Annotated in this window: 23 protein-coding genes, 1 pseudogene and 2 riboswitches; of the genes and pseudogenes, 17 read left to right on the top strand and 7 right to left on the bottom strand. The window is 38.2% G+C overall.

Translation table 11 applies throughout. The features are described 5' to 3' along the window. Nucleotides 1–25 precede the first annotated feature (25 nt). Nucleotides 26–913 (top strand): LCP family protein, encoded by an 888-nt coding sequence (locus tag AKG34_RS13770; protein WP_053346595.1) that lies wholly within the window; start codon nucleotides 26–28, stop codon nucleotides 911–913. Nucleotides 914–1,104: 191 nt separating this feature from the next. Here AKG34_RS13770 and mtnA read toward each other — a convergent pair whose 3' ends face one another. The 3 genes and pseudogenes from mtnA to AKG34_RS29475 form a co-directional block, all read right to left on the bottom strand. Continuing rightward, nucleotides 1,105–2,151: an S-methyl-5-thioribose-1-phosphate isomerase gene (gene mtnA / locus AKG34_RS13765; RefSeq protein WP_053346594.1), complete on the bottom strand. Its 1,047-nt coding sequence runs from the start codon at nucleotides 2,149–2,151 to the stop codon at nucleotides 1,105–1,107. A gap of 14 nt (nucleotides 2,152–2,165) precedes the next feature. Beyond that, a complete protein-coding gene (gene mtnK / locus AKG34_RS13760) occupies nucleotides 2,166–3,368 on the bottom strand; it encodes an S-methyl-5-thioribose kinase (protein WP_053346593.1) in 1,203 nt (400 codons plus the stop codon). A gap of 80 nt (nucleotides 3,369–3,448) precedes the next feature. Continuing rightward, nucleotides 3,449–3,603, bottom strand: a riboswitch (SAM riboswitch). A 226-nt stretch (nucleotides 3,604–3,829) separates the two neighbouring features. Further along, nucleotides 3,830–3,895 (bottom strand): annotated as a pseudogene (locus AKG34_RS29475) (hypothetical protein); the annotation flags it as partial. 440 nt (nucleotides 3,896–4,335) lie between these two features. Here AKG34_RS29475 and AKG34_RS13755 point away from each other — a divergent pair. The 7 genes from AKG34_RS13755 (at nucleotide 4,336) to AKG34_RS28325 (ending at nucleotide 10,373) form a co-directional block, all read left to right on the top strand. After that, nucleotides 4,336–5,511 (top strand): pyridoxal phosphate-dependent aminotransferase, encoded by a 1,176-nt coding sequence (locus AKG34_RS13755; RefSeq protein ID WP_053346592.1) that lies wholly within the window; start codon nucleotides 4,336–4,338, stop codon nucleotides 5,509–5,511. 127 nt (nucleotides 5,512–5,638) lie between these two features. Then, nucleotides 5,639–5,791, top strand: a riboswitch (SAM riboswitch). A gap of 178 nt (nucleotides 5,792–5,969) precedes the next feature. Continuing rightward, nucleotides 5,970–7,202, top strand: coding sequence for a 2,3-diketo-5-methylthiopentyl-1-phosphate enolase (gene mtnW, locus AKG34_RS13750; RefSeq protein ID WP_053346591.1), 1,233 nt, complete (start codon nucleotides 5,970–5,972; stop codon nucleotides 7,200–7,202). Between the two features lie 6 nt (nucleotides 7,203–7,208). Beyond that, nucleotides 7,209–7,862 carry a 2-hydroxy-3-keto-5-methylthiopentenyl-1-phosphate phosphatase gene (locus AKG34_RS13745; RefSeq protein WP_053346590.1) on the top strand — a complete coding sequence of 218 codons (654 nt, stop codon included), beginning with the start codon at nucleotides 7,209–7,211 and terminating at the stop codon, nucleotides 7,860–7,862. A 4-nt stretch (nucleotides 7,863–7,866) separates the two neighbouring features. Next, nucleotides 7,867–8,496 (top strand): methylthioribulose 1-phosphate dehydratase, encoded by a 630-nt coding sequence (locus AKG34_RS13740; protein WP_053346589.1) that lies wholly within the window; start codon nucleotides 7,867–7,869, stop codon nucleotides 8,494–8,496. Between the two features lie 24 nt (nucleotides 8,497–8,520). Then, nucleotides 8,521–9,054 (top strand): cupin domain-containing protein, encoded by a 534-nt coding sequence (locus AKG34_RS13735; RefSeq protein ID WP_053346588.1) that lies wholly within the window; start codon nucleotides 8,521–8,523, stop codon nucleotides 9,052–9,054. A 124-nt stretch (nucleotides 9,055–9,178) separates the two neighbouring features. Then, complete coding sequence (locus AKG34_RS13730) at nucleotides 9,179–10,105, top strand: CobW family GTP-binding protein (protein ID WP_053346587.1); 927 nt, start codon at nucleotides 9,179–9,181, stop codon at nucleotides 10,103–10,105. Between the two features lie 100 nt (nucleotides 10,106–10,205). Continuing rightward, nucleotides 10,206–10,373: a DUF2188 domain-containing protein gene (locus AKG34_RS28325; RefSeq protein WP_169787517.1), complete on the top strand. Its 168-nt coding sequence runs from the start codon at nucleotides 10,206–10,208 to the stop codon at nucleotides 10,371–10,373. 6 nt (nucleotides 10,374–10,379) lie between these two features. On the opposite strand, the gene AKG34_RS13725 is transcribed toward AKG34_RS28325, so the two are convergent. Further along, nucleotides 10,380–10,625: a hypothetical protein gene (locus AKG34_RS13725; RefSeq protein WP_053346586.1), complete on the bottom strand. Its 246-nt coding sequence runs from the start codon at nucleotides 10,623–10,625 to the stop codon at nucleotides 10,380–10,382. Between the two features lie 113 nt (nucleotides 10,626–10,738). Between AKG34_RS13725 and AKG34_RS13720 the strand changes: the two genes are divergently transcribed. The 6 genes from AKG34_RS13720 to AKG34_RS13695 all read left to right on the top strand — a co-directional run bounded on the left by AKG34_RS13720 (nucleotide 10,739) and on the right by AKG34_RS13695 (nucleotide 15,892). Continuing rightward, entirely contained in the window at nucleotides 10,739–11,017 is a 279-nt protein-coding gene (locus AKG34_RS13720) for a protein YoyC (protein ID WP_236694948.1), read from the top strand. A gap of 108 nt (nucleotides 11,018–11,125) precedes the next feature. Beyond that, entirely contained in the window at nucleotides 11,126–12,088 is a 963-nt protein-coding gene (locus tag AKG34_RS13715; protein ID WP_053346585.1) for a YncE family protein, read from the top strand. 5 nt (nucleotides 12,089–12,093) lie between these two features. After that, a complete protein-coding gene (locus tag AKG34_RS13710; RefSeq protein WP_053346584.1) occupies nucleotides 12,094–12,783 on the top strand; it encodes a response regulator transcription factor in 690 nt (229 codons plus the stop codon). Beyond that, on the top strand, nucleotides 12,776–14,191 hold the full coding sequence (locus AKG34_RS13705; RefSeq protein ID WP_053346583.1) for a sensor histidine kinase: 1,416 nt from the start codon (nucleotides 12,776–12,778) through the stop codon (nucleotides 14,189–14,191). The genes AKG34_RS13710 and AKG34_RS13705 overlap by 8 nt, the downstream gene beginning before the upstream one ends. A gap of 17 nt (nucleotides 14,192–14,208) precedes the next feature. Beyond that, nucleotides 14,209–14,649: a FixH family protein gene (locus AKG34_RS13700; protein ID WP_053346582.1), complete on the top strand. Its 441-nt coding sequence runs from the start codon at nucleotides 14,209–14,211 to the stop codon at nucleotides 14,647–14,649. Between the two features lie 490 nt (nucleotides 14,650–15,139). Continuing rightward, nucleotides 15,140–15,892: a CAP domain-containing protein gene (locus AKG34_RS13695; RefSeq protein ID WP_053346581.1), complete on the top strand. Its 753-nt coding sequence runs from the start codon at nucleotides 15,140–15,142 to the stop codon at nucleotides 15,890–15,892. A gap of 243 nt (nucleotides 15,893–16,135) precedes the next feature. Here AKG34_RS13695 and AKG34_RS13690 read toward each other — a convergent pair whose 3' ends face one another. After that, nucleotides 16,136–16,603 carry a hypothetical protein gene (locus AKG34_RS13690; protein WP_053346580.1) on the bottom strand — a complete coding sequence of 156 codons (468 nt, stop codon included), beginning with the start codon at nucleotides 16,601–16,603 and terminating at the stop codon, nucleotides 16,136–16,138. Nucleotides 16,604–16,761: 158 nt separating this feature from the next. Between AKG34_RS13690 and AKG34_RS13685 the strand changes: the two genes are divergently transcribed. Then, entirely contained in the window at nucleotides 16,762–17,535 is a 774-nt protein-coding gene (locus tag AKG34_RS13685; RefSeq protein WP_053346579.1) for an SDR family oxidoreductase, read from the top strand. A 62-nt stretch (nucleotides 17,536–17,597) separates the two neighbouring features. Here AKG34_RS13685 and AKG34_RS13680 read toward each other — a convergent pair whose 3' ends face one another. After that, nucleotides 17,598–18,953 carry an MATE family efflux transporter gene (locus AKG34_RS13680; RefSeq protein ID WP_053346578.1) on the bottom strand — a complete coding sequence of 452 codons (1,356 nt, stop codon included), beginning with the start codon at nucleotides 18,951–18,953 and terminating at the stop codon, nucleotides 17,598–17,600. 129 nt (nucleotides 18,954–19,082) lie between these two features. Beyond that, entirely contained in the window at nucleotides 19,083–20,192 is a 1,110-nt protein-coding gene (locus AKG34_RS13675) for a mechanosensitive ion channel family protein (RefSeq protein WP_223305485.1), read from the bottom strand. A gap of 192 nt (nucleotides 20,193–20,384) precedes the next feature. Between AKG34_RS13675 and AKG34_RS13670 the strand changes: the two genes are divergently transcribed. Together AKG34_RS13670 and AKG34_RS27020 are read left to right on the top strand one after the other, a co-directional pair. Beyond that, nucleotides 20,385–21,473 (top strand): undecaprenyldiphospho-muramoylpentapeptide beta-N-acetylglucosaminyltransferase, encoded by a 1,089-nt coding sequence (locus tag AKG34_RS13670; protein WP_407946258.1) that lies wholly within the window; start codon nucleotides 20,385–20,387, stop codon nucleotides 21,471–21,473. A gap of 52 nt (nucleotides 21,474–21,525) precedes the next feature. Beyond that, nucleotides 21,526–21,675 carry a DUF2639 domain-containing protein gene (locus AKG34_RS27020; protein WP_083450787.1) on the top strand — a complete coding sequence of 50 codons (150 nt, stop codon included), beginning with the start codon at nucleotides 21,526–21,528 and terminating at the stop codon, nucleotides 21,673–21,675. Nucleotides 21,676–21,853: the final 178 nt, after the last annotated feature.

Genomic DNA, 21,853 nt, shown 5'->3' with positions numbered 1-21,853 from the left:
TTACTTTTACCGATGAGGTGAGGATATGAAAGAGAAGGTACTGTTCATATGTTTAATTATCTTAATGCTGGCTGGTTGTTCATATTCGCCTGTTCCCCAACTAAATAAGAATAAAAATACGGAAAAAAACCTTTCCAAAGAAGAGAGCCAAGAAAATATGAAAACATTTCTATTGATTGGTGTCGATTCTCGTGGAGAGGAGGATTCTCGGGCAGATGCTGTGATACTAGCACGCTACTTTCCTCAGCAGCAGAAGCTAAAACTGGCTTCTATTATGCGTGATAGTTATGTGAAAATACCGGGTTATAAATACGGATATAACAAAATAAATGCTGCTTATTATTATGGTGGCAGTGAACTACTTAAGAAAACAATACAAGAAAATTTTGATGTTAAAGTCGATCATGTTGCAGTAATTGATTTTAAGGGATTCGTAAAGATGGTTGACCTACTTGCCCCAGATGGTGTGATGGTAGATGTGAATCAGGAAATTATTGATGATATGAGCATTGAAGCCAGCACCGGTAAAAATGTATTACATGGTGAGGAAATATTGAAATATGTCCGTTTCCGACATGATGATGAAAGTGATTTTGGACGGGTTGCGCGTCAACAGGAAGTATTAGTTCAATTAAAAACGGGATTTATTAATCAAATCTCATCCTTTGAAGGGATGGTCGCCCTACCTAGTATTATTGAAAAAGGGATGTCCTACCTAGATACGGATATTGGGATGAAAACGATTATGGAAATGGGCTCTCAAGTTGTCTTCCAATCCCCAGATTCTGTAGAAACCTTAAGGATTCCAGTTGAAGGAAGCTATAAAGATGAAATATATCCCCAATCTGGAGCGGTTTTGAAAATGGACTACACTAAAAATAAGGAGGCACTTCAAGAATTTTTTTCAAGGTAAGAAGTGCTGATCACTATTTGTTAATATTTAATCAATTTTTTGAAAAATTAAGCTTGATTTAATAATATAGAATCTTTTATAAAGAACCTCGCAAGAATAAATATAAATATCATAGTAAAATGAACGAGGCGAAATCACATATGCGATTCCGCCTCGTTATGATTAGTTTCATCTAAAAGATGAAACCTGGCTCAATTGACAAAAAGCGGAATGTTTTTCACATAGTCTGGTGAAATAATACCGTTTTCTGTTATGATGCTCGTGATTAGATGATTCGGTGTGACGTCAAAGGCTGGATTGAATGTCTTTACATTATCTGGGGCTATCTTTACTCCCTGAATGAAGGTAATCTCGTCCCCATTCCGCTCCTCAATCGGGATGGATGTGCCAGATTCAAGGGAAAGGTCGAAAGTGCTTGAAGGAGCGGCCACATAGAATGGGATACCGTAATGATTAGCTAATATTGCCAATCCCAAGGTCCCGATTTTATTAGCAGTATCTCCGTTTGCCGCAATCCTATCAGCACCAACTATAATGCCATTGATTTGTTTATGATGAATGGTATGAGCAGCCATATTGTCAGAGATTAAAGTGACGTCCACTCCAGATTGCATTAGTTCCCAAGCAGTCAAACGTGCCCCTTGCAGGACAGGTCTTGTTTCACATGCATATACCTTTATCGGAAAGGATCTTTCTTTCGCTAGATGGAAGGGAGCCAAGGCTGTACCATAGCGAGCAGTGGCAATTCCCCCAGCGTTGCAATGCGTTAATATGGAATCTCCTTCAGCAAATAAGGATAAACCATGTTCCCCGATTTTTCGGCACATTTCTTCATCTTCTGTAAAGATTGCTTTTGCTTCCAGTATAAGTGCCTCTTTGGCAGTTGGAATACTCTTGGCTGCTTGCAAAATGTTTTCCATCCTTTTTAACGCCCAAAAAAGGTTGACTGCAGTAGGGCGTGAAGAAGCTAGTTTTTTAATATGTTTAGTTACATTTTGTTTGAATTCCCCTAAATCAGTTGAACCATCCTGATTCGCTCCAAGTGCGACACCGAATGCTGCAGTTAGACCAATTGCTGGGGCACCGCGGACCTTTAATGTCAAAATGCTGTTAAATACATCCTCAACGGAATAAAGTTTAATGAATTCTGTAATTGTAGGTAAGGCCTGTTGATTTAATAAAGTTATATGAGTATCATCCCATTGAACGGAATAAGGTAAGGCTGTTGTCGTCGTCATATGTAGTTCTCCTTTTAAAGGGTTGAATAAGTAGGCAGTGTATGTTGCTTCAATGCTTCAATCACAGCTGGAACATCTAATTCTTCCCTTTTTTTAATTAAAAAAGCACCAATTTTCAATGTAGCCGTTTTGGCAGCGATTCTTGTTTCTTTATCTTCAATAACATTTAAATCTGCAACATGAGATAAGCCTATTGTTCTCCGAATCAGCTCACAGCCAGCAAAACCATATGCATCTTTTCTGAATTTAGTGAGCACATATGATAGATAACCATTTACTTGACGAAACGGACTTTTGTTTTGGGTATTCCAAAGACTAGTATATGTCTCTTCAAAAGTATCCCAAAATTCTTGGAGGTGTGTGAAAATTTCCTCTTTTCCAGCGGGATTACGTGTAACTGCCTGGAATAGAAGGTTTGCTGTGTATTGGCCAAGATCAAACCCAACTGGTCCATAAAAAGCGAATTCAGGATCAATAATCTTCGTTTCGGTATCACTTGCAAATATACTTCCCGTATGTAAATCTCCATGAAGTAAGGCTTCCTGTTCGGTTTCAAAGCTTTGTTTCAGCTTAGCGACTTCAAGTATTACTTCTTGATCATTCCAAATGCTTTTGGCAGCATCCGTCAATTCTACTTCATACTCACCCGGTAGTTCTTCAAAAAAAGGATCCGTGAAAACAAAAACTTCAGTAATTTTGCAGAGTTCAGGATTCGTGAAGTTTCGGGCCACTTCTTTTTTCGCAGACGGTTCTAAATGCAAATCAGATGTGTAAAATGCCGTTTTCGCAACATACTCACCAATATGTTGAGATAGTAATGGAAATTGATCGCCATCGATTAAGCCTGTTCTCGCAATTTTTAAGTGTGAGAGGTCTTCCATGATTGTGATAGCAAGCTGTTCATCAGAATAATAGACTTGCGGTACAAATTCTGGACAATAGCTCTTGAAATGGATAAGTGCATTTGCTTCAATTGCAGCCCTTTTTAAGGTCAGCGGCCAACTTTCACCAAGTACCTTTGCATAAGGAATCGCTTGTTTGATTATAATTCCTTTTTTTGTGGCTGTGTCTGTAATATGAAAAACATAATTTAAGTTTCCATCGCCAATCTCTCTACAGTTTAAAGTGGCATCTGTTTTGACCAACCCTAGTTTTTTTGCAAGGGTTATTGCAGTTTCATTTGACAGTAATTCAAAGTTCGAATGGTTTAAAGTCATTATTTTCCCCTCCAAATATTTAAAATAAAAATGAAAAAGCCTCTTTCATATAGAAAGAGGCAGAAGTTTTAGCTTCGGACCTCTTATCTTCCAGAAATATTGCTTTCTGGTGGAATTAGCACCGTGCCCTGTGGATTTATAATCCGGCGGAAACTCCGCCCCATTTCACAATGGTATTACAGTCGGTTGCTGGGCTTCATAGGGCCTTTATCCCTCAGCCTGCTCTTGATAAGAGTTAAATGTAAATGTTTTCTGAAATTTTAATCTTCGGGAAAATAATATCAACTTTTTAAATAGTTTGTCAATGGGTAATTTAATAATAATCCGCACGAAGTTCTTCGAATTCAGTTTTGTTACATACTTCCGTTACTTTTGAGAGGTCCAGGGTACCTGTTAGGCGTTCTTTCTTCGCCGGCTTCACTTACGATATTCCCCCATGGATCTATAATCAGGGATTGTTCGGCAAATATTTTATTAAAATTGGACCCTGAACGATTTAATGCTAAAACGTAGGCTTGGTTCTCCATGGCACGGCTGACCCTTTATCGGTCCCTAATGATCGAGCCTCGGTTTGGGCCACTCGGCGGATACGAATAGAACTTCCGCACCTTTTGAACGGTATGGACTCACTGCCATCCTTGTAAACGTATGTTATAACAAATGAATGTAATCGTTTTTTCTGCTTCTTCATCCGCAATCTCATTCAATCTAGTTAAGTCGTATCCAACTGTTCAAAGTTCAGGTAAAATAACTATATCTGGTTGAGATTAGCCGGCTTTTTCTATCCTTTTGTTCTGCGAAATGAAAATTAATATATGGTTATCCAAAGGCAATATCCATTTGGTGGAAGGAGATTTTCCATTTCATTTTTTTAAACCACTATATGTAAAAAAGCACTTTACAAGACTATGATAAACATATATCATTTGTGACTAGAATTTCAAGAAATTTCAGAGAAGGTGTTTAAATGATGCAATTCGAAAAATCCAGACAGCTTCAGGAACTACCAAAGCAGTTTTTTGCTTCTTTAGTTGCAAAAGTTAAGGCAATTACAGAGCAAGGTCATGATGTCATTAATTTAGGGCAGGGAAATCCTGACCAGCCGACGCCAGAGCATATTGTGAAAAGTTTGCAGACTGCTGCAGAAAATACAATAAATCATAAATATTCTCCTTTCCGAGGACATCAATACTTAAAAGAAGCCGCGACTGACTTTTATGAACGTGAATATGGTGTCAAGTTAGATCCTAATAGTGAAGTGGCTATTCTATTTGGTGGAAAGGCAGGACTTGTCGAACTTCCACAGTGTTTATTAAATCCCGGGGATACGATTCTGGTACCTGATCCAGGCTATCCTGATTATCTATCTGGTGTCGTTTTAGCCCAAGCAAAAACAGAGTTCATGCCTTTGACAGAAGAAAATGATTATCTTCCGCATTATGGAGAAATACATAAAGAAACCCTTGAAAGAGCCAAAATGATGTTCTTGAACTATCCGAATAATCCAACTGGAGCATCAGCAACTGAGGAATTTTTTGAGGAAACCGTCTCGTTTGCGAATGAACATTCAATTTGTGTGGTTCACGATTTTGCTTATGGAGCGATTGGATTTGATGGAAAAAAACCGATTAGTTTCCTTCAAGCAGAGGGGGCAAAAGATGTAGGTATCGAAATATATACTTTATCTAAAACATATAATATGGCAGGGTGGAGAGTGGGCTTCGCTGTTGGAAATAAAAGTGTCATCGAAGCTCTCGAACTGTTGCAAGATCATCTTTATGTAAGTCTTTTCCCAGCAATTCAAGAAGCAGCCGCAAGTGCGTTACTAGATTCACAGAGTTGCGTAGAAGAATTAGTGAACAAATATGAAGGGCGCAGAAATGTTTTTATTGATGGATTACGTTCCATCGGCTGGGATGTCCAAGCTCCTAAAGCATCTTTCTTTGCATGGCTCAAGATTCCTGAAGGTTTCACGTCCGAGAGTTTTGCTGATTATTTATTAACGCATGCTCACGTAGCTGTTGCTGCTGGAAATGGATTCGGTGAATTTGGAGAGGGATATGTTAGGGTGGGGTTACTTACTTCTGAAGAACGGCTGCAAGAAGCGGTTGAACGGATTCGCGCATTGAATTTATTTGGATAATAGTGGAATATCACAAGTTAGCTACCGTTAAATTGGTGAAAACTTATTGACAAAGTATGGATTACCTGTCAGAATACAAAATAAATTCTTAATCTTTTGATACTTGAAGTTTAAATATATCAGCGTTTTCTTATTTTGAGCAGGTGGAGGGACTAGCCCTATGAAGCCCAGCAACCGACCGTAATTCCATTGCAAAATGGGGCGGAATTCTTCGCCGGATTTTTTTGGAATCCACAAGGCACGGTGCTAATTCTTGCAGCTATAAGCTGGGAGATAAGAAGATGGCTTTTTTAAAGCCTCTTCTTTATGAAGGGGCTTTTATTGTTTTAACATGGATTAACAATCGAAGATTCCATTCTCCATATATCGAGGTAACAGGAAAATGGATAGAAACCGTATGAGCCAGATATTAGAATACTGACTTCAAGACTTTACTAACGTTTATTAGGAGTGATCAGATGAGCGAGATAATCGCTACTTATTTAATTCATGATTTCAATGGCGAACATGAGAAAAAAGCCGAGAGTATTGCCTTAGGTTTGACAGTAGGAACATGGACGGACCTGCCTCATTTGGTCCAGAAGCAGTTGGAGAAACATAAAGGACGTGTTGTTTCCGTCACCCCTCTATCTGAAGAAGATAGAGCAAACCGTTATTTCAATCGTAAGGTGTACCGTTCGATGATAAAAATTGCCTATCCGTCGGGAAATTTTTCTAATGATTTACCGGCTATTCTCACGACAGTATTCGGTAAATTGTCATTGGATGGGGAAATCAAACTGATTGACTTGGATTTTGTTGGCGATATACACAAAGCTTTTCCAGGACCTCAATTTGGGATTACAGGTATAAGAGAAAAGATTAACGTATTGGACCGGCCTCTGGTGATGAGTATTTTTAAAGGGGTATTAGGACGGGATCTTTCATTCCATAATGAGCAGCTGAAACAACAAGCAATAGGAGGAGTCGACCTGGTAAAAGATGATGAGATTCTCTTCGATCAGGAGCAGACCCCATTCATTGATAGAATAAGAACGGGCAGACAAATTTTGAAAGAAGTCTATGAAACAACGGGCCATCGAACTTTATATGCTGTCAATCTATCAGGTAAAACATTTGAATTATTAGAAAAGGCAGAGCGTGCAGCAGAAGCAGGTGCCGATGCCTTATTATTTAACGTTCATACATATGGATTGGATGTACTTCAAGCTTTGCGTGAACACGATCGTATTAATCTTCCGATCATGGCTCACCCCGCATATAGCGGAGCAGTAGCTTCATCGTCATTTTATGGTGTCAGCTACGCGCTATTGCTTGGAAAATTAGTAAGACTATCAGGTGCGGATTTATCTCTATTCCCTTCTCCATATGGAAATGTGGCACTTGAGAAAGAGGAAACATTAGCGATTGCTGAAGCTTTGACGAAAGATGAGCCGTCATGGAAAAAAGCCTTCCCGGTGCCTTCAGCAGGTATTCATCCGGGAATGGTTCCTAATCTAATAAAGGATTTTGGGACGGACAGCGTAATTAATGCAGGCGGTGGAATCCACGGACATCCCGACGGAGCAAAGGGCGGGGCAAAGGCTTTCCGTTCTGCTGTAGAGGCTGTTCTTACAGGCAAGGCGTTATCTGATGCGGCTGATGAAGATGAAGCACTAAGCAAAGCACTTGAGTTATGGGGAGGCTTGTAAGGAATAATGAAACCGATTATTTTTTGTGATTTTGACGGAACAATTACTAACTCAGATAATATCATCGCTATCATGAAAAAATTTGCACCTTCGGGATGGGAAGAGCTAAAAGACGGTGTTCTTCAGCAAAAAATCAGTATATCTACAGGAGTTGGGAAAATGTTTTCCCTGCTTGACAGTAGCCTAAAGGACGACATTATTCAATTTGTGAAGGATACAGCCGGCATTCGCCCAGGGTTCAACGAATTTGTGGATTTTACAAAACAAGCAAACATACCTTTGTATATTGTAAGTGGCGGTATGGACTTTTTTATTGAACCGCTTTTAAATGATATCTTGCCTTCAGATTGTGTTTATTGCAACAGAGCTTATTTCAATCAGGAAAAGATCTTAATTGAGTGGCCGCATACTTGTGATAAACAATGTAACAATGATTGTGGTTGCTGTAAGCCATCTATAATGAGGGAAATTACAGGAGCAGATCATTATAAAATTGTTATTGGAGATTCGGTTACTGATTTTGAAGCGGCAAAACAGGCTGATTTTGTTATCGCTCGTGACATACTGCTTGAGAGATGTAGAACAGAAGAGATTCCCCATCAAGGGTTCGAAACGTTTTATGATGTGATGCACATTTTAAAACAGCAGATGGAGGTGTAAAAGCGTGAAGAACCATACTAAAGAGTGGCAAGAATTAGCGGAAATTAAGGCTGAACTTGCCGAACGGGATTGGTTTATGGGGACGAGTGGGAATTTATCCATTCGCGAGTCTAAAAGCAGTTCCTTTTATATTACGGCAAGCGGTAAGGATAAACGGAAGCAAACGAATGCGGACTTTTTACTAGTGGATTTAAAAGGAATTCCAGTTGAGAAAACAGAGCTGAGGCCATCTGCGGAAACTCTGCTTCATACAGTGATTTACGAGAAAACTAATGCGAACTGTGTACTCCATGTTCATACAGTAGAAAATAATGTGATTTCTGAATTATATGGAGATGAAGGGGAAGTGACTTTCCGGAATCATGAAATTATTAAAGCGACAGGGCGATGGAATGAAGATGCAGAGTTGAGGATTCCAATAATCTACAATCACGCTGACATTCCTCTGTTAACTGAAAAGTTCACGCCTCATGTCGAAGAAGACTCAGGAGCCGTGCTTATACGAAATCACGGAATCACGGTTTGGGGGAAAAGTGGACTCGAAGCAAAAAGAATTCTAGAAGCATGTGAATTTTTGTTTCAATACCAACTGTTGCTTAATCAGCAACAGGTATTTACAGGTTCTATAAGATAAAAACTCATAGAGGAGGAATAGGTAATGGCTACAATTAGATTCCATGAAACAAATGAGGTTATTGAAAACAGTGAGCAGGTAAAAAAATTTTTAGAAACACAAGGCGTAATATACGAACAATGGGATATATCGAAATTACCGTCCCATCTGGTAGAAAAATATGATCTAACGGATGACGATAAAAATGAAATCCTTGTTACGTTCAAATCAGAAATTGCAGAGATTTCTGAAAGACGCGGATATAAAGCACATGATATCATCACACTATCCGATGCAAACCCAAATTTGGATCAAATGCTTGAAAACTTTAAACAGGAACATCATCATGAAGATGATGAAGTACGTTTTATAGCCGGTGGGACCAGTATCTTTGCTATTGAAGGTAGTGAGCAAAAATGGTTTGACGTACGACTGAATCCTGGTGATTTAATCAGCGTACCAGAATCTACCCGTCATTATTTCACGTTAGCAGAAGATAGAAAAACTGTATCTATCCGTATCTTCGTAACAGCAGCAGGTTGGGTTCCAATTTACGAAAAAGACGAAGTTCAAGCATAAATCAATCGAGAAAAACCAGCTTTCGGGCTGGTTTTTTTATATGGCCTTCGCGGATGCTTTAGAAGGGCAAGTATGATAAAATTTAACGGAATTAAATTTAGCTGGATTATAGGAGCAGATACGAATGAAAACAACTGAAGTTTACATATTAGGTGGTTTTCTCGGCAGCGGGAAAACGACGCTTCTTCGAAATATATTAAAGCAGGAAAGTGAAGTGGGTAGAAAAGTGGCCGTGCTATTAAATGAGCTCGGCAGTGTATCGGTGGACAGCGGTTTGATTGGTGATGACGTACCTCTGAAGGAGCTGTTTGACGGTTGTATCTGTTGTACAATTCAGGATAAGCTCGAGGTTCAGCTGCATGAATTGTTGACGGAAAATGATTTAGACGCCGTTTATATTGAAACAACAGGTGCTGCGCATCCAGTTGAAGTGCTGGATGGCATTATGTCTCCACTATTTGCGAAAAACCTGGAATATAAAGGGATTATTACAGTTGTTGACTTGTTAAGGTGGCGCGACCGAGATGAGCTTTCTCCACAGCTTCGCCAGTTGCTTGCTGAGCAAATTCATCATGCGGATATCATTTTATTAAATAAAGCAGATCTAGTAAGCGAAATGGAGGCAGCTCAACTTATTTATTCCATTCAAGGGCTGAATCCTGAAGCTGTATGCTTATTGACAGAGTATGCATCTGTTTCCTTGATATCTCTGCAACAGATGCATAGGAAACAGCATAGAGTCCATCAAAAATTAGATGTTCACAGCCATTTGCATTTAACAGCCGTTGTTCATACATTTGAAGGGGCAGTGGCACAAACCGATTTTGAAGATTGGCTTAGGGCCCTTCCGGAAACGGTCTATCGAATGAAAGGATACATTTCCTTCACACATTCACAATACCCTCATTTATTTCAATACTCTTACGGGATGCCAATGTATATGAATGAAATGATAAAAATGCCACTAAATATCGTTATTATCGGTGAGAAATTGGATAAAGAAATGATGATCAGTCAGTTAAAAGCTTTGGAAGCAAAAACAGCCCATTAAACGTTTGTCATCCGATTAAAGACGGGAACAGAAAAGGTAACTTTCTTTTCAAGGAGGCGGTATTTGTGCCAAGGATTATAAAAACGATTACCCTGATTCAATGAAAAATCTTGATAAAGATGTCCGAGAAAAAGCAATTGAGATTGCGAATGCCTTACTTGATGAAGGCTATAAGGACGATAAAGCTATTCCAATTGCCATTGACTGGGCCAAAATATGGCTCTTGGAAGAGATTGAAAAAAAGTCAGACCCCATTAAACGGGTCTGACCATTTTTATTGCTGCAACCCACCAAAGGCTGCAAATGTTTTCTCATCTTCAATTAATCCGCATGCTGCACATTGCACACGAATCTCAGGACCATTATAGGCAAGATGGAAGGGCTGAAGAGAATCGTTCGAGTATTGTTCAACAATCTCACCGGATTGCGGATCCTTTTTAACAGGTGTTGGTATTTGCTGAATGAGATTGAAGCGAGATTTATTTGTCCGGCAATTCGGACAGCGGTATACTTGAGACATTATACTCACTCCTTTTTTTGAATATTTAAAAGTGTAATCGTATTATAAAGGTAGTCTTTACGAAATTGATTCTTAATATGTATAAATTAGTAATGGATGGAAGGGATAATTTTATGAAAGAAATTGTCATGAATGAAGCATTATTGGAAGCTTATATAAGTATCTGGAATAATCGGAAAATAACGAATGGAGAAGGGGGAAAAGTGTTATCAGAGCTTATCCGACGTGAACTTTTAGATGAAAACACCCATCCTCGTGCCCGAAAACCAATACTTGAAAAGTTTTACCTCAGTATTAAGAGAGTTATGGAATCTTCGCTTTCTGATGAGAAAAAGAACGCAATCGTTATGGCCTATGTCACGGAACTGGAAAGGCTCTCATCCTCGAAGTAAATATCACAAGTGAATGTTAGTTAATATTCTTTTCTGCTTCATACTTTTTTCACAACTCATTGTTAAAATTTTAAAAAAATAGATATTAATGAATAAGGAGCCTAAAATATGAAGTGGGGTGTTGCGCTTCTGTTTGCCGTCATACTACTTTGTGGGTGTAACAGAAGTGATACATATACAAAAATTAACAAAGATAAATCTTTTTTGGCGACTGTCAATATCAAGGATACGTCCCTTACATTTATAGATGAAAACTATCAACCCTTTGCCAATTGGGATATTTCAGAGCCATTTACCGGAGCATTGCTCCTAGCAGATAAAGATACTATACTCCTTTATGGAAAAGAGATGGAGAAAATCCAGGTGTTTTCATTATCAGCAGGAAAACAGATAGACAGCTGGGAAATAGGGAAAGGGATTGTCAATATGCTGTTGCTTCATGATGGAAAAAGCATCGTGGCAGTCAATCAGTCGAATCATTCCATCTATTTTTTAAATGATAAAGGTGAGGAGCAGGATATAGTCAAGGTTGGGAAAAGCCCCTTGACCGTTCTTCAAGGAGAGAAAGCGAATCGCTTGTATGTCATTAACTTTGGCGATACCAAATGTTCGGTAATCAATCTGGAGACGAAAAAGGTGGATATGGAATTTCCGATACATAGTTCTTCTACAGGCACCTTATTAAGGGAAGAAAAGGATGAAGTTTGGATAGGCGGCCATGGTGATGGAGACCAAGTAGAAGAAAATCTCTATATTTATTCTGCAAAAACGGGAGAGTTGAAGGAAAAGTTGAAGGCCCCAACTATGCCGATTAAGTTCATTGAGAATGCTGAAGGGATTTTTATCCTCAGTCATGGCACTAGCTCCTTATATAAATTGAATGATCAGTATGAAGAAGTGAAAAGCAAAGTGGTCGGCGTCAATCCTTTTGAAATGGCGAACTTTAAACAAGACGTGATTGTGGCGGGATATGATAGTGATGAAGTGTATGTAATGGATGCTGAAACAGTCGAGGTTAAAAAAACCATCAAAGTCGGTCAGGGTCCATTTCAATTGATGTTGAGGGAGTAGATAACATGCACGTTTACACCATTTTAGTCGTTGATGATGAAGAAGATATGCGTAATTTAGTTGAAATGTATTTGCTTAACTCAGGGTATCGATGCCTTCAAGCTGCAAATGGTAAAGAGGCTATAAGTCTGGTTGAAACATATGAAGTCGATTTAATCCTTTTGGATATCATGATGCCAGAAATGGACGGTTTTTGCGTCTGTGAAAAAATCCGTTCAAGTTCGGATGTTCCTGTAATTTTTGTTAGTGCGAAAGGTGAAGAATGGGATAAGGTAAAAGGGTTGAAGCTCGGTGGGGACGATTACATTGTAAAGCCATTTAATCCGGGTGAACTCGTAGCAAGGGTGGAAGCGGTATTAAGAAGAACAGGGAAAATGTCATTGAATGAAGAAAATCAAAATTCCGTCCGATTCGGTAAAATCAATTTAAACCTCCAATCAAGAACGGTTCTGCTAGATGGGAAGCCAATCAATTTGACCTTGAAAGAGTTTGAATTGCTTCTATTTCTTATGCGTCATAAAAATCAGGCACTCAGTCGTGAACAACTACTTGAAAATGTTTGGAGCGGAGAATATGGAGGATCTTTACGGACGGTCGATACCCATATCAAAACGCTTAGGATGAAATTGAGGGCGGCCGATTATATTCAAACTGTCTGGGGAATTGGTTATAAGATTGAGGAAAAAAATGAGTAATAAGTGGTCATCACTCTCTTTTAAACTATGGCTAACTATCATTACAGCAATCATTCTTTCAGTGTTGTTCGCTTATTCTCTTTCTCAATATTATTATAAAAATTTGTATGTGGAAAAGTTGAAAACCGATCTAGTTAATGAAGCTTCCTTGCTTGGAGCGGACTATTTCGGAGGTGAGATCAGTGATGAATTCAAACAACAAGTTGAATGGTTTAACAGTAAAAGTGACAGCGAGGTCTTTGTCGTCAATAATCCAAGGGAATTAAGTGCCTGCCTTCCCTTTGAAATCAATTATGACACCCTTATTTCTGCAGAAGAACGGCAAATGCTCTTAGATGGAAAGGTTGTTGAAAAAGAGGGATATGAGAAAAGATTTGAAAAGAACATCGTAGCGGCTATCATTCCCTTGATTGATGAAGACCGCCTCGAAGGTATCATCTATACATATATTCCTGTAGACTCGATTACAGATTTACTTAAGGAATTTGCTGCAAAATGGATGGCAGCCGTTCTTTTATTCTTAATTGTTTCCATTTTATTGACAACAAAATGGTTGAAAAAGCTAGTCAGTCCGATTAAGGAAATCGAGACAGCTGCCCATCGTGTCTCAGAGGGAGATTATGACATACAGATTCAGGTAAAGAGCCATGATGAAATAGGGAATCTAGCACATGCCTTTAATGAAATGGCCAAATCCATTCATTTAGAGGAAGAAAGAAAAAAAGAGTTTCTCGAAAATGTTGCCCATGAACTCCGGACGCCGCTGAGTTACGTGAAAGGTTACACGCAGGCTATATTGGATGGTGTTGTGAAAAATGAGGAAGAAGAGCAAAAATATCTTCAACTTATTTCAAGGGAAGCATTTAGGCTACAGCGGCTTGTAGGTGATTTGATGGACCTATCTAAATTGGACAGTGATCAATTCACTTTAAATAAAACTCCGATTGCCTATGCGCAATTCATTGAAGATGTACTTGCCAAATATGAACCGATATTAAAAGAAAAGCAGCTTGGTTTACAGCTCGAACTAGATCCGGATCCAATTATACTAGGAGATGAAGGAAGGATAGAGCAAATCCTTCATAATGTCTTTGATAACGCCGTTAAGTATACGAATCCAGATGGATTCATCAAAATTACTTTAAGACAGCATAAAGGAGATTGCGAGCTCATAGTCACTGACACGGGCAACGGGATTCCTGCAGCTGATTTACCATATGTCATGAATCGCTTTTATAGAGTAAACAAAGCACGAAGCCGCTTTGATGGCGGATCGGGGCTGGGTCTTTCCATCGTGAAAAAATTGGTGGAGCTACAAAATGGTAAAATTGAAATAGAAAGCAGGGAACATACAGGTACAAAAGTCAGCATTGTGCTTCCGACCATAAAAGAAGATTGGACTTCATAAAAAAGGGGAAACGTTCAATGATAAAAAAGATAATGTTAGTATGTACAGCTTTAATCTTGTTGGCAGGATGTGGCAAGGAAGAGGAAATTCCGAAAATGCTAAATGTCGAGTTAACTGTCGATCCTGTTCAAGGAGCAATAAATGAGCCGGTAAAGTTTCAGGCAAAAGTGACTTATGGGGATGAAGAAGTGACGGATGCGGATGATGTCAGTTTTGAAATATGGCTTGCAAATAGTGATGACCATGACAAAACGGCTGTAAAACATAAAGGAAAAGGTATCTATGAATTGGAAAAAACCTTTGATAAAGAAGGAACCTATTATGTTTATGCTCATGTAACGGCAAGGAATATGCACAACATGCCTAAAGAGGAATTCGTCATAGGCAAACCAAGTCAGCCTGAAGAAAACGGAGGCAAAAAGGAAATGGACGAGATGAATGATGAAGAAAAGAAATAATAATTTTACTGATAAAACTAAAACAATTCGGGGTTAACCCGGATTGTTTTTTATTTTTGTAAAAATTAAGGATTTTAAACTAGTTTTAGAGTATATGAATTTTGAATTCTATTACTTAAGAAAAAAGTACACATAAAAATGACGAAAATCAACTTTAAATCGATAAATTTGTAACATAAAAGTAAAGAAAGTCATACTTGAGCGTTTGACAACGAGATGTCAACTAAAAGTTATTAGTATTCCATGGAAATGGTTCTATGTAACTACCATTGACAAGGATTGTCTGGAAAAATATGAGTATATGTACTAGATAGCAAAACATAGATATAGATAGCTTTCTTGATTGCTTTCGCTGAAACTTGGATTATAATTTTTTCACATTCGTTACCTGTAAAACATATGGAAATAGATGGTTCCTATATTACAAAAAACGCATGTTATGATGATTTCAGAAACAAAACACCAATGAACTTTACAGGAGGAATTACGAATGAAAAAGAAAATGTTTATGTCAGCAGCAGCAGCGGCAGCTATAATTTTCACTGGAGTGGGAGCAAACCAAGCAGAAGCAGCAAACTGTGATACTGTTAAACAAGTAACATATAAATCTATTAATCAAGAAGATATGCAAAAAGTCCTTAACCAATATTTAACTAAATACAACATAACATTACCTGCTTCACAATCCTTACAAGTTCAACAACCAGTTCAACAACCAGCTCAACAACCAGTTCAAAAACCAGTTCAAAAACCAGTTCAACAACCAGCTCAAGAACAAGCTCAACAACCAGTTCAAAAACCAGCTGGAACTACGAATTCACAACCTGAAAAAAATACTGATGAAAAAACAGAGACAAGCTCTGAATTAAGCGCTTTTGAACAACAAGTGGTTAAATTAACTAACGCAGAGCGTGCAAAACAAGGTTTGGCAGCTCTTAAAATAGATACAGAATTGAGCAAGGTTGCTCGTTTGAAATCTCAAGATATGAAAGACAAAAATTACTTTGATCACAATAGCCCAACTTACGGCTCTCCATTTGATATGATGAAAAAATTCGGAATCAGCTACACATCAGCTGGGGAAAATATCGCACAAGGTCAAAAAACACCTGAAGAAGTAGTTGAAGCTTGGATGAACAGCCAAGGACATCGTGAAAACATCATGAACTCAAGCTTTACTCATATCGGAGTAGGCTACGTAGAATCTGGTAACTACTGGACTCAACAGTTCATCGGAAAATAATAAGAATGATAGATTAATAGAAGAGTGTACCCTGGGAATCATATGGGTGCACTCTTTTTTTTATTAAGTCATTGAAATATATAGGATAGATAAGAGAATTGATTCTAAATAGAATGAATTTCATCAAATCCGCGTATAATTTTAGTCGATACTGTTATAAATAGCATCGTTTTTACAAATACTCGCATCAACACAAAAGCAGGAACCGCACTTATTCATTAGTGAGGCTCCAGTAACGCCAAATTAAATATCGGATACATCAATTTCTGAATACTGGGCATTGAAACTTTTCTGCAGACGGATTTCCAATGTTGATTCTTTAAATTGTGCGGATGCTCCTTTCTTCTTTACAAGAGCTGGCAATGTAATTACATGCCGGTCCGACTCTTCTGGGATTCCCTCAACGATGGATTGATTAGATGTATGGTAAAGTTTCATTTTTTTTAGCCATGCTTCATCTTCTATGGGAATTCTTACAAAGACAAATAAATGGGTTTCAAATACCTCGGCATGTAAAGGGTGTTCAATTCTGGTATTTTCTTTTTGTGAGCTAGTATCGTTTTGTTGCATCATTCCTTGCATATTTTCAGGGATCATCTGCGAAAATACCTTTTCAATGAACGATTGTACATCACTTTGCTGCATACTTTTCATGAAATCCTTTTGGTTTGAGTTATTTTTTAAAGAAAAAAGTGAATTCCAAGGAAACATGTTGAATTCCTCTCTCCTGCAATCAACTGACAGGGTTATTTCTGTTATTTTATGCAGGCTGAAGCCTAGATGTTCATTTGTATATTTGCTAAATTATAGAAAATGAATCAAACTTATGTATAATTAAGTAAAATCCATTAGATAAAGAGGGAAAGCCTGTGGATGATAAAGTAGCTTTTATAACTGGAGGAGCAACGGGAATCGGCAAGAGAATCGCCTATTCACTCGCAAATAATGGAGTGTCTATTATCATTACGTATCGAAAAAGTAAAAAAGCAGCTTTAGCATTGGTGACTGAATTGCAGGAAAGGTACCATATTAAGGCACTCGCTCTTGAAGGTGATGCTTCAAGTGAGAAAGATTGCAAACAGGTAACAGAATTGGTCATAGAAGCCTTTGGACATGTTGACATGTTCATTCATAATGCTGGGCCATATATGCATGAACGTAGGCCTATGACCGAATATAGCAGTGATGAGTGGAATTACATTATGAACGGTAATTTAAATGGTTTTTTCTATTTTGCTAAGGAAATTATTCCTCATATGCGCAGAAGAAGTTGGGGTAGGATCATTACTTTAGGGTTTGACCGCTGTGAGACGGCACCAGGTTGGATTTATCGTTCCGCTTTTGCCGCAGCCAAAAGCGGATTGACTTCCTTAACTAGAACTTTAGCGGTTGAAGAAGCAACAAATGGAATCACCGTGAATATGGTCTGTCCCGGCGATATTATTGGTGAATGGAAGGAAGAAGAGATAATAGTTGCTAAAGGACAAAAGGATGTAACTGTTCCAATTGGCAGACCGGGGACGGGAGAAGATTTAGCTCGAGTCATCACGTTCTTATGTGATGAACAATCCGATTTTATTACCGGAAGCATCATTCCGGTCACAGGTGGAAAAGATGTTTTGGGGAAAATTCACAAAGCTTAGTTTGTTTAATTTGGTTATTAAAATGGAAAAAGGTGAGTCCGTTAATTCGGCCTCACCTTTTTTTAAACCATTTTTTTATATTTTACTTGCTGTATATACCTTAAACGTGCTGCCAAACCTATAGCTCCAAGAGCCAAACCAGAAATTAAGCCAATCCAATATCCGAAGGCTCCCATATCTGTATATTTTGCAAATATAAAACCGATGGGTAGCCCTAGAATCCAATAGGATACTAGAGACATAGCAAAGGTAACATTTACATCTTTATATCCTCGTAGTATTCCTTGTATTGGTGCCTGGAGTGCATCAGAAATCTGAAAGAAGATTGCATATATTAAAAAATGTGATGTCAGCATCATTACATTATAGTCTTTTGTGTAAGCCGACGCGACGGGTTCACGGAAAAGAAATAGAATGGCCGACAAAACAAGCGACATCGTTAATGCCATGGAAATCCCAATCCAGCTGTATTCTTTGGCATCTTTGTATCGAGCTGCCCCAATTTCAAATCCAATTACAATTGTCAATGCCATTGATATACTTAGCGGCATCATATAAAGCAATGATGCAAAATTCATTGCAATCTGGTGCGAAGCAATTGTCACGGTATCATATTTACTCATCAAAAGGGTAACGGCTGAGAAAATACTTGTTTCAAAAAAGATAGCCAGCCCGATAGGCACCCCAATTATTAATAGTGCACGCCACTCTTTCCAAGAAATCCGGAAAAACTCACGGAAAACTTTATAGGTCGAAAATGGGCTGATTTTCACCACAACAAGGATGGCAACCAGGGCAATTAACCAATAGGTAATTGCTGTTGCATACCCTGAACCAACGCCGCCAAGTTCGGGGAATCCAAACTTTCCGTATATTAACAGGTAATTAAATATGACGTTAATTGGCAGTGCACATAAGGTTATTATCATAGAAATTCTAGTTTGGCCAAGCGCATCAATGAAGGCTCTCAACGCATTATAAACGAATAGGGGAATAATCCCGATTGAAAGAGCGATCAAATAGTCATGGGCTACCCGGTGGACAGTATCTTCAAGATTCATGGCATTTAATATGGGGTTTAATGCAAACGCTCCAATGATTAAAATGACTAAAGCTAAAGTGACGGCTAAATAAACTGCCTGCATTACTGAATAGGAAACGGATTTCGACTGCTTGGAACCGACGAGCTGTGAGACCACCGGCGTTAAGGCAATCAAAATCCCGCTCAACCCCGTATAAACAGGTGTCCAAAGTGAACTGCCGATTGAAACGCCAGCAACGTCCTCCGTACTGTACTGTCCAGACATCATCACATCAAAAAATGTCATGGCATAAAGGCCAATTTGAGTGATCAGAATGGGGATTAATATATAAAATAATAGGCGGATCTTTTGTGATTTTGTATAAGTCTGATTCATCGATGTACCTCAATATCAATATTTGAAATTTTCCACACAATGAAAGAATTATATCACATAAGCTTGTGATGGTTTAAGTTTTTATTTGATACTAAAAAAGACTTACCGTAAAAACGGCAAGTCTTTTTGTCAGTCGCGCATGGATTCAAATTCATTCATGTCCGCGGTTGAGTCTTTTTGAAGGATGAATGCTTGTGAAGGGATGGCGATTTGAACGTCTTCTTTTTCAAGTATCTCCATTATATTAAAGTTAACATCTTCTTTGATTGATAGATATCCCCCAAAGTCTGTTGCATTTGAGAAGAAATAAAGGTAGAGATTAAAACCGGAATGACTAAACTCGTCAAATTTCACAAGAATCGTTTCTGGATGTATTTCTGGGTGTTCAATGAGCATATTTTCTATTCTCTTAATGACGTTTTCCAACTTATCTTTTGGTGTTGTGAAATTTATACCTAGATGAAAAGCAATCTGTCTTTTACCCATTTTTGACCAGTTGATGATAGGTTCATTCGAAAGGGTAGCATTCGGGACCGTAACTAAAGCTTGGGCAAAAGTCCGTACTTTGGTACTTCGAAATGTGATATCTTCAATGGTTCCTTCCACGCTTGGTGTTTTGATCCAATCACCAATGGTAAAGGGTTTTTCTGTAACGATGACAATTCCTCCAAAGAAATTGCTAACGGTATCCTTAGCGGCAAGTGCAAAGGCTAATCCTCCTAAGCCAAGTCCGGCAACAAATCCATTGACGTTAAATCCCCACTCTTCCGCAATGATAGAGAAGCCCAAAGCCATGATGATTATTTTAATGATTTTTGTAAAGAATGGCATGACAATTAGATCTACCTCAAGACCGAATTTACTGACCAATTTCGGAAAAAGGATGGTTAAGATCGAACTGATATTGATCATCGTCCAAAAGAATAAGAAAGCAAAAAATGAACGGTATATCTTCGATTTTAATTCATCCGAAGGTATGTCAATCGGAAAATAATACAACGATAGAATCACACCGAGCAAAACGATAAGCCATCTCATCGGCTGTTCTAAGGCAAGCATTAAGTTGGCTGCAAATTCAACTTTGCGTTTTTTTGCAACTCGTAGAAAGAACTTGAATATATAGGTGGTAAATACTTTCCGAAGCAAAAGGACGATTAGAAAAATACCTATTGAAATTCCTAGTTTGGTCCATGCCTCTATTCCATCAAATTGATGGAGAGATTGAGAAACTTCTTGCAATGTATTACTCCTCCAATGTATCTTGTAGTATTGTAGAATACTAAGATTATAATATATTCATAATGAAAAAGGAAAATTATTCGATAATTACATTTATTACGTTACATTACGGTTCACTGAATACTTTTTCAAGTTATTAATGTTAGGGATATATGGTAATATGGATGCAAAGTGATTTTTTAAGTTTGGAAGGTGGAAATATTGACTAAGAAAATAGTGTTTACCGGAGGCGGCTCAGCCGGCCACGTGTCTGTTAATGCAGCCATTATCCCGGAATTTTTAGAGCATGATTGGGATATTACTTATATTGGTTCAAAAAAAGGTATAGAAAAAAATATTATCGAAAAGGAATTTCCTGAAATCCGTTATGAAACGATTTCAGTTGGTAAATTCAGACGATATCTATCAGCGGAGAACCTAAAAGATCCTTTCCGAGTCATTAAAGGGATTTTTGATGCACGAAAAATTTTAAAAAAGACAAAGCCTGATTTCATATTTTCAAAAGGCGGGTTCGTATCCGTACCAGTCGTATTGGCGGGAAGGATGCTGAAAATCCCGATTGCCATACATGAATCGGACTATACACCTGGCCTAGCTAATAAAATTGCAATGCCGCTTGCATCGAAAATTTTCACCACGTTCCAGGAGACAGAAAAGGACTTGCCAAAAGAGAAGGCCATGTATCTTGGAGCAGTATTACGGGATGGGATTTTTTCTGGAAACGCTTCGAGTGGAAAAGCATTTTGTGGTTTTACGAACAACAAGCCAGTGTTACTCGTGATGGGTGGCAGCCTTGGAGCTGTAAAAATCAATAAATTGATTACTGAAAACCTTGAAGCATTATTAAATGACTACCAGATTATTCATATTTGTGGAAAAGGGAATGTCCAAGCGGAATTGAAACAAAGAGGGTATACTCCTTTTGAATATGTCCACGAAGAATTATTTGACCTTTTAGCAGCGGCTGATGTAGTTGTTTCAAGGGCTGGTTCAAATTCAATCTTTGAATTCCTTGGTCTGCAAAAGCCAATGTTGCTCATTCCACTAAGTGCCAATGCATCTCGTGGGGATCAAATTTTAAATGCTTCAAGCTTTGAAAAACAAGGTTTTTGTAAAGTCATTCAAGAAGAAGATTTAAATGATCAAATCTTTAATAGCACATTAGCTGATTTAGTGAATAAATCAGATGAGTATCAAGCGAAAATGCGTCAAAAGCGCCCATTCAAAACGGCGGCTGAAATGTATGAATTATTAATTGATGTAATGACAGCAAAAAAATAAGTATCAATTCCCTCTTCAAAGCATATCTTTTTCGAACAGAGGAGGGGGTAGAATGGCTTATAAATATTCCAAAGGATGGTTCGTTAAACAATTAAAAGATGCAGAAATAAGATACCATCCAATTGAGCGAAGAAAGCTGGAGCTTTATAAAACCCATATTTTGAGACGTTTATACGAAGACTTGCAAAAAGAGAAACCATAAAAGAACCGTAACTGCTAGTACGTTGTGGTTATTTTTTCTAAACATCGTTAACTTTTTGTGAGGAGATTAGTAAACCTAAAAAAATTTGTGAAAAGTCTATAATAGAAGAATAGTACGAAACTAGAATAAATAATAAAGAAGCCGACTCTTTTTGGGAATTTCTAACTAGAGGATCGGC

It is taken from the genome of Peribacillus butanolivorans (assembly GCF_001273755.1).
Lineage (GTDB): Bacteria > Bacillota > Bacilli > Bacillales > DSM-1321 > Peribacillus > Peribacillus butanolivorans.
This window is presented reverse-complemented; position numbering and strand designations above follow the sequence as displayed.